The sequence below is a fragment of the Nonomuraea sp. ZG12 genome (assembly GCF_052068115.1).
GTDB lineage: Bacteria > Actinomycetota > Actinomycetes > Streptosporangiales > Streptosporangiaceae > Nonomuraea.
Genome location: NZ_JBQHCW010000019.1, coordinates 13,634 through 29,629 on the forward strand (window position 1 = coordinate 13,634; position 15,996 = coordinate 29,629).

Genomic DNA, 15,996 nt, shown 5'->3' on the forward strand with positions numbered 1-15,996 from the left:
CAAGATCGTCGGGATGTCGGACACTGGCCGGATGGACGCCGCAGCGGATGAGATGTCCGACCCCGACAACCTTGCCCTGTGGGCGCTGCACTGCTACTGCCCGAATGCGAGACGAACTCCCCATCAGGTGGTGTCCGACGGCAACAACGGACGGGCGTTGTACGCGGCACGTCACGGTGCCTTGAGAGGCGATGTGGACGTCTCCGACGCGCAGCTCTCTCAACTGTTGGAGTTCCGGCTGCTGGAACGCGATGGCGAGATGCTCCGGACCGCTTTCCCCGTACTGGGCGTGCGCGAGATGGTGCCGCTGCGGGCGGCTCTACGGCGGCTGGCGGCTCCTTTGGCGGACGCCGTAGCGAAGCCGACGCAGGACATCGCCGCTGAGCTGCGGCGCCTCGGGATCGGTCACAGCTTGTATGCCATGGTGTTCGGCTACGCGCTGGACCTGCTGTTGTGGCGGCAGTTGCGCGCCGAAGACGCCGTGCCCGACACCGCACTGACTGCCGAGCGTCAATGGTGGAACGGGGCGTTCTGGGCTATCCACCCACCACGCGCCGGCGGTTCCGGCACGAACTTCTACCGCCTGGACGAAGACCTCACCCTGGTGGCCGTCTGGTCGAACGCCACCCTGCGCGACCTCCACGACCTGGCCACCACGCCCCGGCTGGCCGAGTCGCTGCGAGATCGCCACGTGACCGCGATCACCGACGCGCAAGGACGTCGCCGGCAGGTGCGGCTCGACGACGGCCGCCCGGCGATACCGCTCGTCGGGACGGGCGAGGTCCTCGACGAGCTCGCCGCCGCAGTCGCCGCTCCCGTCTCCGCCTTCCTGCTGAGCCGAGCCTGCCAGGAGGCGCACCGGTACGTCTCCACCGATGATCGGGCCGTAGCCACCGTGATCATCTCCCACGAGCTGATCTGGGAGATCACCGAACAGCTCATCGCACGCGGAGCCTGCACTCGCGCGCCCCAAGGCGAAGATCTGACCGGCCTGCTGTTCCTCCTGGCGTCTTAGGTCGATCTGGTTCAGTGATCTTTGAGCCAAGATTCCAGGACATTCAGCTCGCGCGATGGGAAGGCTTGGCCTCCCCACTGCCGGGCGTACTCCTCCTCGCCCATCTCGGACAGCAGCCGTCTCACTGACCGGACCACCGCCCTCACAAGAGGACCCACCTCGCACAGGAGTGTGAAGACCTCCCGCCCCGCCTCATCCGGCTCCGGCCTCATCCTGTCTGTGAACGTAAGAATGCGCAGCCGTACCGCACCGCCCTCATGTGCGAATACCCATCGATACTCGGTGGGCTCGTCATCCCAGGAGAAGCGGAAATCATCCCCCTGAGTGATCCGCACCAGGCCGTACAGGAGATCCCGGAGAGCATCCGTCACATAGGACACGACCATCCTGGCTTCACGATTCTCGTGAACAATGGTGACGACAGCCCATCCATGCTTTGGCACTCCGTAGGAGAACTCGATTCTCGACATGGCGGTCATCGTCTCGCCCCGGGAAGTAAGTCACCCTGCGTTGAAGGCGGTTCCGTACGACCTCCACAAGGGTGCGGACTCTTACGCCTCACGACCTGCCCCCACGAATAGTCAGTCCCGACGAGCTCACTGCTTCAGCTTGAGCCTCTTCCTCGACGTACCCGGGAACACGACGACCAGGTGCTCCTCCCCTGCATCGCCGACCCGCACGTAGACCCGGAGCCGGTAGCGGCCCTTCCCCCTGATCGCCAGGTTCGGCATCGGGGCACCCGCGCCCACGTCTCCGCCCTCGCCCTTCTCCGGCACGGTGAGCCGGCCGCTGCGGCTGACGATCGGCACCTCGGTGACCTGATCCCACCCGGCCGTCCGCCGTGGCGGCGCGGTGCGGAAGGCCTTCACCGTAAGGCACACATCGGAGACGTCTTCGAGATGCCCGACGAGCACCGCGCTGCCGGCCACCCCGACGAGGGCGCGGTCGTCGTAGAGCTTGTCAATCGCCTGCTCCGCCGCCTTGTCGGCCGCTTCGTCCCTGGGGTCGTGGACCAGATAGCCATGATCGCCGTCGACGAACAGGAAGTAGTTGGCCGTGGCCTGGACGACACCCTTCTTGCGGGGCCACGGGTCGCGGCACCTCGCGTTCTGCTCGGCGATGTAGGCGGCGTTCGCCTCCTTCGTCTCCCTGGAGGACCGCAGCAGCTCCGGATGGGTCGCGCCGACGATCTCCGGGCAGACGTAGACGAGATCCCACGGGTCCGCGCCCGAGGCGGGCCGCGCGCTCCCGGCCCGCGTCAGGATCGCCTCCTGCTCGTCGCGGTCCTTTGCCCGGCACAGCGCCCGCCCGTACGCGAGGACCTCCTGGTCCGCCAGGCTGTCCGGGAACATGGGCGCGACTCCGGCCTCTGTGCTCCGCGCCCGGCACAGGAACGCGGCGTCGCGTTCCGCAGGTTTCAGGTCGCCGAAGCTGGGCCGGTCGTAGCAGTCCATCGACCAGCCGGTGTAGGTGAGGTGCGCGGTCCGCTCCGGGGGGATCAGCGCGATGATCGGCAGTACGACCACGGCCGCCACCGCGACGCGGAGCACGCGCCGCCGCGCGGGCGGAAGGTCGACCGGGCGGTTCTCGGTGGGCATTTCCCGGGCAGTCGCCGCGAGGCACACGGTGCTGACGAGCCCCAGCGCGTCCATCATGACCAGCATCGCCAGATTGCCGTCGCTGAAGATCCGCACGAAGAGAAAACTGAACGCGATCGCCAGCACGTAGACGCCCACCGACAACCACCCGGCTGCCTGCGTGCCCCGGCTCCACCGGCCGTCGCGCCGCTGCCCGACGACCGTGATGATGATCGCCGTCACCCCGCTCAGTAGCAGAACCAGTACGAAGATTTCGCCCGATCCAAACTCTGGTAGGTCGAGTTCGTCGAGCAGTTCGTTGGCCGTCCCGGCCAGGTCGACCGCGAATATCACTGCGGCCGCCACACGCAGCATGCGGGACCGCCAGCGGATGACGAGCAGATAGAGGACGTAGATCGCGGTCCACAGCGCGAGCTGGAATGCCGCGTCCACCACGTCGGGAAGCAGCGCGATCGGGTACCACAGCATGGCGTACGCCACCGCCAGGTACAGCAGCCGACGCAGCGCCTTCTCCCGGCGGTCCAGCGGTCCAGGCGCGGGGGCACGCAGGATCAGCCACAGGAGCGCGGCCTTCACCAGGGCGGCCACGAGCAGCGCACCGGTCGTCAGAGTGTCGAACCCGCCGCGCTCGTAGAACCCCGCATAGGCCGGCGGCGACCATTCGACGGCCACCCAGAGCCAGGCGTCGCCGAGCGCCAGGCCCGCGACCGCCGCCGCAAGAATCAGACCTACTAATCCAATTCTTATAATCCGCCAGAAACCATCCGAAAGCACGGGACGCGATCTTAGCGCGGCACCGGCGCACAGGCGTACCCCAACGGAACAAGCGGTCCCACTCCGTTATTGTTTTCGACGCGATGCTTGTTTCAATGATGGTGAGGCGCTGGGGGCCCAGCATTTCGCAGGCGACGTAAACGCTGTCATGCGGAGCCACGGCAGCAAGAGCTCTCGTTTTCAGTAACACACCAGGCCCAAGCTTTTGCTGCGATAACGCCGTGGCCGACGATGTCCAGGGCGAGCGAGGGCGCGCATTGATCGCTCGGTCACTGCTGCCCGATCCTCCGCTGCTTCTGCTGGACGAGCCGTCGACCGGCCGGGACGTCGCGGCCCGCGAGCGGTTCCTCTCGGCTGAGCGCTTCTCCTATCCGATCGAGATCGAGCACCGCGTGGGACGCCGGCACGCCCGAGCAGCGCAACCCCAGGGTCAGGCGGACGTCAGCTCTTGGCGAGTGCTTCGCGGCGGATCCACTGGAGCAAGGTGGGATTGTCGACGGTGGTGATGACGCCCACGGTGGCGCGGACGTAGCGGTCGCCGTCCAGCAGGGCCAGCATGCTCGCGGCCAGGTCCGCGCGGGCGGTGAACCTGCCGTCGGCGTGGCCCTTCACGAGGGTGTAGTCGGTGATCGACGGCAGGTGGTAGAGCCCGCTCGGGCGCACGATCGTCCAGTCCAGATCGCTGGCGCGGACCAGCGTTTCCATCCGCCGCATGTCGTCGTACAACGTCTTACCGAGCACCCGCGTCACGTATGGCAGGAATAGCCGGTTGAACAGGAACCCGCCGTCGGAGTACGGGTGCGGGTCCACCCCGCTTGAGCTGACCACGGCGAGCCGACGCACCCGATGCCGTTTCATCGCGGCGACGATATTGGCCACACCCTGCGAATAGGTGCTGATCGGTTCCTTCCCGGCGGGTACCCCGAGCGTCGACAGCACCGCGTCCCGCTCCGCCACGGCGGCGTCGACGGCCCCCGGATCGAGCACGTCGGCCCCGACCACCACGAGCCGGTCATGGCGCAGTGGAAACGAGTCCGGCCGCCGGGTGACCGCGGCGACCTGATGTCCGGCGGCGAGTGCCTGGTCGGTGAGCAGGCGGCCGGTGGGGCCATTGGCCCCGAAGACTGCGATACGCATGACGACTGTCCTTCTCTGGTTATGTCCGAATTTCCGATTCCTGTCCCCCGAGACGAGACAGCCCGGCCGTTCTGTGACATCCGGGCTGCGGTCGGAGATTCAGGGCAGCCCCGCCTCCCATGTCACAGGCGGCCGGGCTGTCTCGTCTCGGGGGGAGACAGACGCTTACATCAGGAAGGTGATGATCATGCGGGTGTTCGTAGCCGGCGGGGCCGGGGTGTTGGGGCGGCGGCTGGTGCCGCAGTTGGTCGCCCGTGGCCACCAGGTGACGGCGACGACGACCAGCACGGCCAAGCTGGGCCTGCTGGAGCGGCTGCGCACCGAGGGGACGGACCACCTGCTGGCCGCGGCCGAGGCGGTCGGCGTAGTCCACTTCGTCGCGCAGAGCTACGCCGCCTGGAACGGCATCCGTAAGGGCGGATGGGTGAAGACCGAGCAGGACCCGCTGGACCCGGCGAGCACGGGGAAGGGCGGCGGCTACAGCTCGTGGTTGCATCTCGACGACGCGGCGAGCGCTACCGTGCTGGCCGTTGAGCGGCAGGCGCGGGGCGTGTTCAACATCGTCGACGACGAACCGGCCCCGGCCAGGGAGTGGCTGCCCTACCTGGCCACGTGCGCGGGAGCCAAGCGGCCGATGCGAGTCCCCACGTGGCTGGCCCGGCCGCTGGCGGGGGAAACGACGGTGACGATGATGACCGAGGGGCGCGGTTTCTCCAACGCCAAGGCCAAGCGGGAGCTCGGCTGGAAGCTGCGCTACCCCTCTTGGCGCCAGGGCTTCAAGGAGGTGTTGGCGTGAGCAGGGCCGAGGAGTTTCAGGAGCTGCGGCCTCTGCTGTTCTCGATCGCCTACCGGATCCTGGGCAGTGTGAGCGAGGCCGAGGACGCGGTCCAGGAGACCTGGCTGCGCTACGAGGCCACCCCGGCACAACCCGCTTCGGCCAAGGCGTTCCTGTCGGCCGTGGTGAGCCGGATCTCGATCGATGTGCTGCGGTCGGCCCGCGTCCGGCGGGAGGAATACGTCGGGCAGTGGTTCCCGGAGCCGCTGCTCACCGACCCTTATGCGGACCCGGCGCGGTCGGCGGAGCTGGCCGACTCGGTGTCGATGGCGGCCCTGTTGCTGCTTGAGCGGCTGAGCCCGCTGGAGCGGGCGGTTTTCGTGCTGCGCGAGGTGTTCGGGTTCGGCTTCGGTGAGGTCGCCTCGGCGGTGGGGCGCTCGGAGGCGGCGTGCCGCCAGCTCTCGGTACGGGCGCGCCGCCACATGGACGCGGGCCGGCCCCGGTTCGAGGCCGACCGCGAAGAGCGCGAACAGCTCGCCGAACGGTTCTTCGACGCCTTCAGGGAAGGGGAGGTCGACGGGCTGCGGAAGCTGCTCGCCGCCGACGTTCGCCTGATCGGCGACAGCGGCGGCAAGGCCCCGCTCTGGAAGCCCGTCTTCGTCGGCGCCGAGGACGTGGCCGGGGTGCTCGCCACGCTCGTCTCGCTGTTCGTCAGGGCCGGCGCCGTCGTGGAGCCGCGCGAGGTGAACGGCCAGCCGGGCGCGATCTTCCGCGACCGGGACGGCAGGGTCCTCAACACCTTGGCGCTCGACATCCTCGACGGGCAGATCCAGACGATCCGAACGGTGATCAACCCCGACAAGCTCCGGCACCTGGGCCCGGTCGGGGACGCCTGGGCGGTCATCCGCGCAGCGAACCAGGCCCGCCGGCCCACGGATTGACCAGAACGGCGCTCCTGCCGCTCTGTGAGCCATGCCACATGCAGTTCCTGTCAGCAATCGGGGCGCCGTTCCGCTCAACTCACAGAAGCCAGCGAACCGACAGGAGCACCACATGAAGCATCGCATCGTCGTCCTCGGCGCCGGCTATGCCGGGGCCTACGTAGCCGGGAACCTGGCCCGCCGGCTGTCCCCGGCGGACACCGAGATCACCGTGGTCAACGCCGAGCCGGACTTCGTCGAGCGGCTGCGGCTGCACCAGCTCGCGGCCGGCCAGGAGATCGAGGCTCAGAAGCTCGCCGACGTCTTCGCGGGCACGGGGATACGGCTGCGCCTGGCCCGTGTCACCGCCGTCGACCCCGAACGCCAGGCCGTCGCCGTGGCCGACGCCGACGGCGGTGGCGAGCTCGCCTACGACACGCTCGTGTACGCACTCGGCAGCCACGGCGCCGACCGCGGCGTCCCCGGCGTGGCCGAGCACGCCTTCGACATCGCCGCCCGGCCCTCGGCGCTGCGCCTGCGCGAGCGCCTCGACAGCCTGGACAAGCGAGGCGAAGGCGGGAATGTGCTGGTCGTCGGCGACGGGTTGACCGGCATCGAGACCGCCACCGAGATCGCCGAATCCCGGCCCGGCCTGTCGGTGGCGCTGGTCGCCCGCGGCGAGCTGGGCGCCCAGCTCGCCGCCGGAGCCCGCAGCCACCTGCGTCAGGCCTGCGACCGGCTGGGCGTCACCGTCCTGGAGCACACCAGCATCGAAGCCGTCGAAGCGACGCGGGTGCTGTGCGCCGACGGCACCTCCCTGGCGTCCGACGCGACCGTGTGGACGGCCGGGTTCGCGGTCAATCCCATCGCCGCCGCCGGCGGGCTGGAGGTCGCCGAGAACGGTCAGATCATCGTCGATCGCACCATGCGGTCGGTCTCGCACCCGAACGTCTACGCCGCCGGCGACAGCGCCCACGCCATCGGCGACAACGCTCGGCCGCTGCCGATGTCCTGCGCTTCGGCCGGCTTCACCGGCGGGCAGGCGATCCACGCGATCGTGGGACGCCTGACCGGCCGCAAGATCGCGAACACCAAGCTGGTCTACTCCTACAACCACATCAGCCTCGGGCGGCGGGACGGGATCCTGCAGATGGTCGACGACGAAGGGCAAGCGAAGCCGAAGTACATGGGTGGCCGGAAGGTCGCGCGGATCAAGTCCGGCATCCTCAAGACCTCGCTGTGGGCGACCTCGCACCCGACCTTCGGCCTGCCCAAGCGCAAGCTCCGCCTGGCCGCCGCGCCGGATGCCGCCCGCCGAGAAGGCGCTCGCGTAGGTGCCTAGGGTGGTCTGCGTGGACAGCACCGCCGCTGAGCGCTTCGACACCAGCCGGTTCGAGGCCAGCCGGAACCGGCTGGCCTCGCTGGCGTACCGGCTGCTGGGCTCCGCCGCCGACGCCGAAGACGCCGTTCAGGATGCGTTCCTGCACTGGCAAGCCGCCGACCGGCAGCTGATCAAGGTGCCGGAAGCATGGCTGACCAAGGTCGTCACCAACCTGTGCCTCGACCGACTCCGCTCGGCACAGGCCCGGCGCGAACGCACCGTCGGCGCCTGGCTGCCCGAACCGCTCCTCGACGGCGACCCGATGCTCGGCCCGGCCGACACTTTCGAGCAGCGCGAATCGGTCTCCCTGGCCGTGCTGACTCTCATGGAGCGCCTGTCACCCTCCGAGCGGGCCGTCTACCTCCTGCGCGAAGCCTTCTCCTACAGCCACGCCGAGATCGCCGAGATCCTCGACATCACCGAGTCCGCAAGTCAGCAGCACCTCCACCGGGCCAGGCGCCGCATCACCGCCGCGCACCGCCGCGGCGGGGAAGTCGACCCGGCATCCGCCCGCAGGATCGTCGAGGAGTTCCTCGCCGCTGTCTCCTCGGGCCGCACCGAACGGCTGGTGGCGCTGCTCACCGACGACGCCACCGCGATCTCCGACGGCGCCGGCCTGGCGGAAACGCTGCTGCGGTACGACACTCCGCAGCGTATCGCCGCCGTCGCACGGGCCGGCTTCAAACCCACACCCGCGAAACGGCGCTTCGCCGGCGGCACGCCCGCCATCCACTACGCGCTCGTCAACGGCGCCCCCGCCCTCCTGTTCGTGCTCGGCGACGACCGGGTCGTCGGCGCCGTGGCGTTCGACCTCGCCAACGGGAAGATCGCGACCGTGCACGGCATCGCCGCCCCCACCCGTCTCGCCCGACTCAACGAAGCCTGGCGGCAGCACGAACCGGACACACCGCTCATCGCCCAGTGGTGACCCGACACCGACCGCGACCAGGCGCGGTGCGAACCACCGGAGGGTCAGCGACCTTCTTGATCGAGCTTGCCGTGAGCCTCCACCGAAAGGTCCTGCCAGTCGGCCCAGGTCTTCAGCCGCTCGGCGTAGACCTGCTGGAGCAACGGGTAGAAGCCCTGGCCGAACAGCACCCTCAGGGGCGGGCTGTCGGAGTCGACGATCTTGAGGAGTGCCTGGGCCGCGGCGGCCGGGTCGCCGGCGGGCTGCCTTCCCGCGAACTGGGCGATGCGCTGACGGAGGCCGTCGTAGACCGGGTCGGCCTCGGCCATGTGGCCGTTGTCGAGGGGATCCGGGTTCTTGCCGGATCTGGTGGCGAAGCCGCCGGGCTCGACCACGGTCACCTTGATGCCGAAGTCGGCGACCTCTTGGGCGAGGGAGTCGTTCAGGGCTTCCAGGGCCCACTTGGAGACGTGGTACGCGCCGCCGAGCGGCATGGCGATGAGCCCGGCGGCCGAGGAGAGCTGGATGATGTGCCCGGCGCCCTGCTCGCGCAGGTAGGGCAGGGCGGCCTGAATGACCCACACCGCACCGTACAGGTTGGTCTCCAGCTGGTCGCGCAGGTGCTGTTCGGTCAGCTCCTCGATCGCGCCCAGCTGGGCATAGCCTGCGTTGTTCACGATGACGTCCAGACGGCCGAAGTGTTCCTTGGCCCGCTTCACGCTCTCGAAGACGACGGCCTTGTCGGTCACGTCCATCTCCAGCGGGAGCACCGCGTCGCCAAAGGCGGCGACCAGCTCGCCAAGACTTCCGGTGCTCCGGGCGGTGGCGGCCACCTTGTCACCGCGAGACAGCGCCGCCTCGACGAAGTCGCGGCCCAGGCCGCGGGACGAGCCGGTGACGAACCAAACCTTGCTCATGATGTCTTCCGTTTCTTTCCGCGCGGGCACGGTCGCTCGTGGCGTTGTGCCCCGCGCGGATCGTTCGTGCTGTGTTCTGACGAACATGAGGCGCCGGCGGCCCGATCCCTGTGACAACGCGCTCTTGTGACGTACGCCACCGATCGCGGATGTCACACAGCGGCGAGGGCCGGCGTCTTGTGCATGAAGCAGGAGTTGAGAGCCAACAGGCAGGAGCCGGGCCATGAACGAACGCAGCGAGCCGACGACGGGCGCGGCCGAGCCCCTCGCCGGTGGCGACCGGGTGGACTCGGCCACCGAGGCGTTCGTCGCCCACCGCAACCTGCTCTTCACCGTCGCCTACGAGATGCTCGGATCGGCGGCCGACGCCGAAGACGTTCTCCAGGAAACCTGGCTGCGGTGGATGAAGGTCGACATGGGGCAGGTACGCGACCAGCGCGCTTACCTGGTCCGGATCACGACCCGGCGCTCGCTCGACCGGCTGCGCACCATGAGGCGTCGCAAGGAGGCGTACATCGGCTCCTGGCTGCCCGAGCCGCTGCTCACCGCGCCGGACGTGGCCGAGGACGTCGAGCTCGCGGAGAGCGTGTCGATGGCGCTCATGCTCGTCCTGGAGATGCTGTCGCCGACCGAGCGTGCCGTCTTCGTACTGCGCGAAGCCTTCACCGTCAGCTACGACGAGATCGCGTCCGCCGTCGGCAAGAGCCCCGCGGCCGTCCGCCAGATCGCGCACCGCGCCCGCCGGCACGTCGATGCCCGCCGCCCTCGGGAGGTCGTCTCCCCGAGCCAGGCGCGGGCGGCCCTGGAGTCGTTCCAGCGCGCGCTCGAAGCCAGAGACCTGCAGGGCCTCCTTGACGTGCTCGCCCCCGAGATCGTCCTGGTGAGCGACGGCGGCGGCGTCAAGCGGGCCGCGCCGCGGCCGATCACCGGTGCCGACAAGGTGGCCCGCTTCATCGTCGGCGGCCTGGGCAAGGCCGAAGTCGCGCTCACCGGTGAGTCCACCGTGGTCAACGGCAACCCGGCACTCCTCGTCCGCGTGGACGGCGAGATCGACGGCGTCATAGCGATCGACGTAGAGGGCGCCCGCATCACCGGCCTCTACTACGTCCGCAACCCGGCGAAGCTGACTCGCATCGCCGCCGAGAATCCGCTCACCCTGCGGTGAACACCGGCGCCGAGCCGGCCCGCGGCCTCGGCGTCGATCATGCTCCCGAGGCCGCCGACGAACCCGACCAACTCCGCCAGATCCATTACCAGGAGATCATTCATGACGAAGAACGTCGCCGACGAACTCGCCGGCCTGGAACTGCCGGTCGAGCGGGGCTGCCCGTTCGCCCCGCCCCCCGCCTACGAGCGACTGCGCGAGCAGGCGCCGATCAACAAGATCCGCCTGACCAGCGGTGGCGAGGCGTGGTGGGTGTCCGGGCATGAGGAGGCCCGTGCCGTCCTCGCCGACGGCCGCTTCTCCTCCGACAAGCGCAAGGACGGCTTCCCGCTCTACACCCTCGACGCGGCGACCCTGCGGCAGTTCCGCAGCCAGCCGCCGTTGATGCTCGGCATGGACGGCGCGGAACACGCCGCGGCCCGCCGCCCGGTGATCAGCGAGTTCACCGTGAAACGACTGGCCGCGCTGCGCCCGCGGATCCAGGACATCGTCGACCACTTCATCGACGACATGCTCGCCGCCGACCAGCGCCCGGTCGACCTGGTGCAGGCGCTGTCCCTGGCGGTGCCCTCACTGGTGATCTGCGAACTGCTCGGCGTCCCGTACGCCGACCACGACTTCTTCCAAAGCCGGACCACCATGATGGTGAGCCGGAACTCGATGGAAGACCGCCTGCGAGCCCTCGCCGAGCTGCGCGCCTTCATCGACGACCTGATCACCCGTAAGGAGTCCGAGCCCGGCGACGACCTGTTCGGCCGGCAGATCGCCCGGCAGCGCCAGGAGGGCACCCTCGACCACGAGGGCCTGGTGAGCCTGGCCTTCCTGCTGCTGACCGCCGGCCACGAGACCACCGCCAACATGATCTCGCTCGGCGTGGTCGGGCTGCTCTCCCATCCGGAGCAACTGGCCCTGATCACGGCCGACCCGAGCCGGACGCCCATGGCCGTGGAGGAGCTGCTGCGCTACTTCACCATCGCCGACGGGGTCACCTCCCGGGTGGCCACCGAAGACGTGGAGATCGGCGGAGCGAGCATCAAGGCCCGCGAGGGCGTCATCGTCTCGATGCTGTCGGCCAACTGGGACCCGGCGGTGTTCAAGGATCCGGCCGACCTGGACATCGAGCGCGGGGCCCGCCACCACGTCGCCTTCGGGTTCGGCCCGCACCAGTGCCTCGGCCAGAACCTGGCCCGGATGGAACTGCAGATCGTCTTCGACACGCTGTTCCGCCGCATCCCCACCCTGCGGCTCGCCACACCGCCCGAGGACCTGCCGTTCAAGAGCGACGCCGTCATCTACGGCGTTCACGAACTCCCGGTCACCTGGTGAGTAGGGCTCCTGTCCATCCTGCCGGAGTAAGCCTTTCGCGCCGGTCGGAGGCCAACTCACCGAACCGGGCCCCTACAGGCGCCGACGATCGCCTCCTGTTCCCCCGGCTCCAGGTCTCCTTCACCGGTTCCCTCGCGTCAGGCGGTCAGGCCGGCGCTGGTGAGCCAGATGTGTTCGCAGGTCGAAGATGCCTTTTGCAGCTTCTCGCGGGACTCTTGCGAGGCGTGGTAGAAGGTCCGCTCGATCATCCAGCACAGGGCGCGTGCCATCGCTGACGCCTGGTCTGGTTCGGTGCCGGCCTGAACGCCGGCTCGTTCCAGGACAGCGGTGATGGCCTTGGTGAACAAGTCAGCTGTACGGCTCCACAGCTCGCCGATCTCCGGCACGGTCAACGACAGGTCGATCGCCGTGCGCATGACCAGGCCGTGCTCGTTCCACAGCTCGACCGTGCGCTGCATGGCCGCTGTGATGGCCTGGCGCGGCTCGTCGGTCTCCGCGGTGGCGCGGGACCGCTCCCACAGGTGCTCAACGGTCCGGGCCACGAGTGCCGTGACCACTTCCTGCTTGGAGCCGAAGTAGAAGTACAGGGCGCCGCGGGTGATGCCGGCGCCCTGGGCGATGTCGGCGACGGTCATGGCGTCATAGCCCTTCTGCGCCAGCAGGGCTTCGCAGGTGTCCAGGATGGCCCGCTCCCGGACGTCGCCCTTGCGTTCGGTGGTGCGTCGGCTGCGCGCGGGGTGGTGGCCGGGCATCAGAGCTGAGCGCCCTCGGCGAAGTCGGTCGTACGGGAGAGCGTCTCCCATGCGCGAATGTCCTCGTCCACGGCCGTGCGCGCGGCGGTGACCAGTCGCAGCGCGTCCGAACCCAGGACGAGATGGGCCGGCGGCCGGTCGACCGACGCGATGTGCACGACGGCGTCCCCGGCCTTGGCCGGATTGCCCAGCTGGTTCCCGCTGGCCTTCTGCCGCTTTTCACGAATGGGGACGAACAGCTCGTCGTAGTCGTCGATGGACCGCGTGGCGCGTGTCATGGACCGTCCGGCCCAGTCGGTGCGGAAGGAGCCGGGCTCGATCGCCGTCACGTGGATCCCGAACTGCGCGACCTCCTTGCCCAGTGCCTCAAGGATGCCTTCCAGGGCGAACTTGCTGCCGCAATAGGCGGACATGCCGGGCACGGCCATGAGCCCGCCCATGGAGGTGACGGCCATCAGGTGCCCGCGGCGGCGCCGGCGCATGTGGGGCAGTGCCGCCTGCAGGGTGGCCACGGCCCCGAAGACGTTGACCTCGAACTGCCGCCGCACCTCGGCCAGCGGGGTCTCCTCGAAGGTGCCCTCCAGGCCGTAACCGGCGTTGGCGACGACGACATCCAGAGGGCCGACGCTCTGCTCCACCTCGGCGACCACCCTTGAGACGGCGTCGTCGTCGGTCACATCCAGGATGCGGCCGTGAGCGTACCCGGGTTCGAGCCCTTCGAAGGCCCGCAGGTCCTCCTCCGAGCGGACCGTTCCGACGACGGTGTGCCCGGCGGCCAGGGCGGCCTGGGCGAAGGCACGCCCAAGGCCCGTACTGACGCCGGTGATGAGCCACTTCTGCTTCCGCATTACTCCTCCAGAGAGGACTCGACATGGGCAGGGATCGCCCCCTTAGCCCAAAGTCTACACTACGTCGATTTTTACCGACATCACGTAGATCCCGCCCAAGGACCGGCTGAAGGCTCCTCTCACTACTTGTCGGCGGGCCAGGCTGCCAGCGCGGTATCGGCGATCGCTTCCAGCTCGGTGCGGGTCGCGCCGTCGCATGCCTGCTGGGACATGCCCTGCAGGACGGTGGCGAAGAACCGGCCCAACACCGCAGCCTGGGTGTCGGCGGCAAGCCGGCCGGCGTCGATGTCGGCCTGGATCTTGGCCTGGACGTCCCGGACGGCTGAGCGTCGCCGCACGGGCGGCCACGCTCGCGGACGCGAGAGGGGAGATCGACGGGCTGGCAGGGATGACCGCACGCAAGGGGTCGAGCCTCGTGCTGCACGAGGCCCGGCACCTGTACGAGGTGCTGTCCGGATAACGTCCTTATGCCAGGGCGCAGGTGATGAGTTCAAGGTCGGCACCTCGAAGGCAAGGTGCCCTACCAGGTGCCTGGGGCCTGGAATTAACCACTTGGCGATAAAGTCGGTGCTCGCCGCCAGCGTGGACGTCCGCATCGTCGAACACAGCCACCACCGATCGAGTGAGGCCATCTGTGACGCAGCCGACAATCCAGGATTACCTCTGGTGGGAGGAATTCCGAAGCAGCCTCGACATCTCGGGGTTCTGCTTCACCCTTGTTGCGGGCCTGCAGCCCGCGGAGGTACTGGAACGCCTCGCGGTCAAATCAGATGCGCCCCTGCAGGCAGAGGGCTACATCGAGGTGGGCCCTGCGGAGGGCGGCTCGGTCATCGTCGAGCCCGCAGGTTACATGGGAATCATGCGTGACGCGGTTCGCCTGCTGTCGACGGCCACGGTGCTGGCCAGCGTTCACAACAACGTCGAACAGCATGCCAGATTCATCTACGCCGCCGATGGGAAGGTGATCACCGGTCTCGACCCGATGTTCCCCGATGAGCCGCGCTGGGGCACCGAACCGGATCGGCTCCTGCCGCATCTGGAAGACCTCGGCCTGGTCGATGAGTTCGATAAGGATGAGGAATCGCAAGAAGCCGGCGAGCGGTTCGTCGAGGCGGCGCTGGCGCTGGCCGAACGTTGTACTGGCATCCGGCTGACACCCGAGCAGGTACGCGGCCCGCTGCCATACGCAGCCTCCGTCGCGCATCTGTATGAGGTGCGGGACGGGCAGCCTCCCGCGCTGGCCTACTGATGGCTAGCACCTATCTGCGGCCCCACGGTGTTGCGCTCGCGCGGCGTTCGTTGACTTTTCGCTGACTCCCCCTCCCATTCCGCTCCCCAGATCGGACACCGAGGAGGTGGCCGAGGGGCGGCGCATGAACGGTTCAGGCCGCATTGCCTCCGGCAGTGTGAAGTTGCAGCCACGCGTTGAGTGATGCCGGCCTCGCAGCGCATCAACCGAACGGCTGATTTTGGCGTCAGCCGCATCCATGTCCGATCATGGCCGCTCAGTCGATTCGCCTGCTGACCAGGTGAAAGATGCTTGAGGCATGGCAGTCATCGAAGTCACCGACCTCACCAAGAGGTACGCGGATCTGACGGTTCTGGACGGAGTGTCGTTCTCGGTGGAGGACGGCGAGATCTTCGGCATCCTGGGCCCCAACGGCACCGGCAAGACCACGACCGTGGAGTGTGTGGAAGGGCTGCGGCGGCCGGACGCCGGGCGGATCCGGGTGCTCGGGCTCGACCCGGTCAAGGACGGCCGGGCGCTGCGCGAGCAGATCGGGGTGCAGCTCCAGCACACGCAACTGCCGGAGAACCTCAAGGTCTGGGAGGCACTCGACCTGTACGCCTCCTTCTACGCCAAGCCTCGTGACTGGCGGGAGCTGCTGGAGCAGTGGGGGCTGGCCGATAAGCGGAATGCCCGCTTCGGCAAGCTGTCGGGCGGTCAGAAACAGCGGTTGTTCATCGCGCTGGCGCTGGTCGGCAATCCCCGGGTGGCGTTCCTCGACGAGCTGACCACGGGACTCGACCCGCAGGCCCGCCGGACGACTTGGGAGCTGATCAAGCAGGTCCGGGCGAGCGGCGTGACCGTGGTGCTGGTGAGCCACTTCATGGACGAGGTGGAGGAGTTGTGCGACCGGGTCGCCGTCTTCGACAGAGGCTCCGTCATCGCGCTCGACAGCCCGGCCGGGCTGATCGAGGGGATCGACGCCGAGCACCACATGCGGTTCACGGTGATGACGGAGAACGGCGCCGACCCGGCCGGCCTGTTCGACGGCGTGCCCGGCGTCTCCGGCGTGAGCAGGACGGGCAACCGGGTGGTGGTCACCGGCCGGGGAGATTTCGCCACCGCCGTGACCGCCCGGCTCGCCCGCCACCACGTGCTGGTCAGCGACCTGCGCATCGACAAGCGCACGCTCGACGACGCCTTCCTCGCACTCACCGGCCGCTCGTTCACCTCTGACAACTGATGGAGAACCC

Annotated in this window: 16 protein-coding genes; 9 read left to right on the forward strand and 7 right to left on the reverse strand. The window is 68.7% G+C overall.

The features are described from left to right. The first annotated feature begins 13 nt into the window (after window positions 1-13). The gene (locus tag ACTMTF_RS35665; RefSeq protein ID WP_441114605.1) at window positions 14-1,015 is read left to right on the forward strand and encodes a hypothetical protein; all 1,002 of its coding nucleotides are present in this window, start codon (window positions 14-16) and stop codon (window positions 1,013-1,015) included. Between the two features lie 11 nt (window positions 1,016-1,026). Here the strand turns inward: ACTMTF_RS35665 and ACTMTF_RS35670 are convergent, their stop codons facing one another. The 3 genes from ACTMTF_RS35670 to ACTMTF_RS35680 all read right to left on the reverse strand — a co-directional run bounded on the left by ACTMTF_RS35670 (window position 1,027) and on the right by ACTMTF_RS35680 (window position 4,524). Continuing rightward, window positions 1,027-1,485, reverse strand: coding sequence for a hypothetical protein (locus ACTMTF_RS35670; RefSeq protein WP_441114606.1), 459 nt, complete (start codon window positions 1,483-1,485; stop codon window positions 1,027-1,029). 126 nt (window positions 1,486-1,611) lie between these two features. Further along, on the reverse strand, window positions 1,612-3,387 hold the full coding sequence (locus ACTMTF_RS35675; RefSeq protein WP_441114607.1) for a hypothetical protein: 1,776 nt from the start codon (window positions 3,385-3,387) through the stop codon (window positions 1,612-1,614). A gap of 441 nt (window positions 3,388-3,828) precedes the next feature. Beyond that, window positions 3,829-4,524, reverse strand: a complete 696-nt coding sequence (locus ACTMTF_RS35680; RefSeq protein ID WP_441114608.1) for an NAD(P)-dependent oxidoreductase — start codon at window positions 4,522-4,524, stop codon at window positions 3,829-3,831. A gap of 187 nt (window positions 4,525-4,711) precedes the next feature. Here ACTMTF_RS35680 and ACTMTF_RS35685 point away from each other — a divergent pair, with 187 nt between their 5' ends. From ACTMTF_RS35685 to ACTMTF_RS35700, 4 genes are all read left to right on the forward strand, one after another. Next, window positions 4,712-5,320 (forward strand): NAD-dependent epimerase/dehydratase family protein, encoded by a 609-nt coding sequence (locus tag ACTMTF_RS35685; RefSeq protein ID WP_441114609.1) that lies wholly within the window; start codon window positions 4,712-4,714, stop codon window positions 5,318-5,320. Beyond that, window positions 5,317-6,240: an RNA polymerase sigma-70 factor gene (locus ACTMTF_RS35690; RefSeq protein WP_441114610.1), complete on the forward strand. Its 924-nt coding sequence runs from the start codon at window positions 5,317-5,319 to the stop codon at window positions 6,238-6,240. The genes ACTMTF_RS35685 and ACTMTF_RS35690 overlap by 4 nt, the downstream gene beginning before the upstream one ends. A 112-nt stretch (window positions 6,241-6,352) precedes the next feature. Then, window positions 6,353-7,561 (forward strand): NAD(P)/FAD-dependent oxidoreductase, encoded by a 1,209-nt coding sequence (locus ACTMTF_RS35695; protein ID WP_441114611.1) that lies wholly within the window; start codon window positions 6,353-6,355, stop codon window positions 7,559-7,561. 10 nt (window positions 7,562-7,571) lie between these two features. Then, complete coding sequence (locus ACTMTF_RS35700) at window positions 7,572-8,528, forward strand: sigma-70 family RNA polymerase sigma factor (RefSeq protein ID WP_441114612.1); 957 nt, start codon at window positions 7,572-7,574, stop codon at window positions 8,526-8,528. A 44-nt stretch (window positions 8,529-8,572) separates the two neighbouring features. On the opposite strand, the gene ACTMTF_RS35705 is transcribed toward ACTMTF_RS35700, so the two are convergent. Beyond that, the gene (locus ACTMTF_RS35705; RefSeq protein WP_441114613.1) at window positions 8,573-9,424 is read right to left on the reverse strand and encodes an SDR family NAD(P)-dependent oxidoreductase; all 852 of its coding nucleotides are present in this window, start codon (window positions 9,422-9,424) and stop codon (window positions 8,573-8,575) included. Window positions 9,425-9,647: 223 nt separating this feature from the next. Here ACTMTF_RS35705 and ACTMTF_RS35710 point away from each other — a divergent pair, with 223 nt between their 5' ends. Next, on the forward strand, window positions 9,648-10,589 hold the full coding sequence (locus ACTMTF_RS35710) for an RNA polymerase sigma-70 factor (RefSeq protein ID WP_441114614.1): 942 nt from the start codon (window positions 9,648-9,650) through the stop codon (window positions 10,587-10,589). Between the two features lie 102 nt (window positions 10,590-10,691). Further along, window positions 10,692-11,915 carry a cytochrome P450 gene (locus ACTMTF_RS35715; protein WP_441114615.1) on the forward strand — a complete coding sequence of 408 codons (1,224 nt, stop codon included), beginning with the start codon at window positions 10,692-10,694 and terminating at the stop codon, window positions 11,913-11,915. 137 nt (window positions 11,916-12,052) lie between these two features. On the opposite strand, the gene ACTMTF_RS35720 is transcribed toward ACTMTF_RS35715, so the two are convergent. The 3 genes from ACTMTF_RS35720 to ACTMTF_RS35730 form a co-directional block, all read right to left on the reverse strand. After that, complete coding sequence (locus tag ACTMTF_RS35720) at window positions 12,053-12,667, reverse strand: TetR/AcrR family transcriptional regulator (RefSeq protein WP_441114616.1); 615 nt, start codon at window positions 12,665-12,667, stop codon at window positions 12,053-12,055. Beyond that, the gene (locus ACTMTF_RS35725) at window positions 12,667-13,515 is read right to left on the reverse strand and encodes an oxidoreductase (protein ID WP_441114617.1); all 849 of its coding nucleotides are present in this window, start codon (window positions 13,513-13,515) and stop codon (window positions 12,667-12,669) included. The genes ACTMTF_RS35720 and ACTMTF_RS35725 overlap by 1 nt, the downstream gene beginning before the upstream one ends. 122 nt (window positions 13,516-13,637) lie before the next feature. Next, window positions 13,638-13,853: a hypothetical protein gene (locus ACTMTF_RS35730; protein ID WP_441114618.1), complete on the reverse strand. Its 216-nt coding sequence runs from the start codon at window positions 13,851-13,853 to the stop codon at window positions 13,638-13,640. Window positions 13,854-14,149: 296 nt separating this feature from the next. Here ACTMTF_RS35730 and ACTMTF_RS35735 point away from each other — a divergent pair, with 296 nt between their 5' ends. Next, window positions 14,150-14,764, forward strand: a complete 615-nt coding sequence (locus tag ACTMTF_RS35735) for a DUF6461 domain-containing protein (RefSeq protein WP_441114619.1) — start codon at window positions 14,150-14,152, stop codon at window positions 14,762-14,764. A 298-nt stretch (window positions 14,765-15,062) separates the two neighbouring features. Next, the gene (locus ACTMTF_RS35740) at window positions 15,063-15,986 is read left to right on the forward strand and encodes an ABC transporter ATP-binding protein (protein WP_441114620.1); all 924 of its coding nucleotides are present in this window, start codon (window positions 15,063-15,065) and stop codon (window positions 15,984-15,986) included. Window positions 15,987-15,996 lie beyond the last annotated feature (10 nt).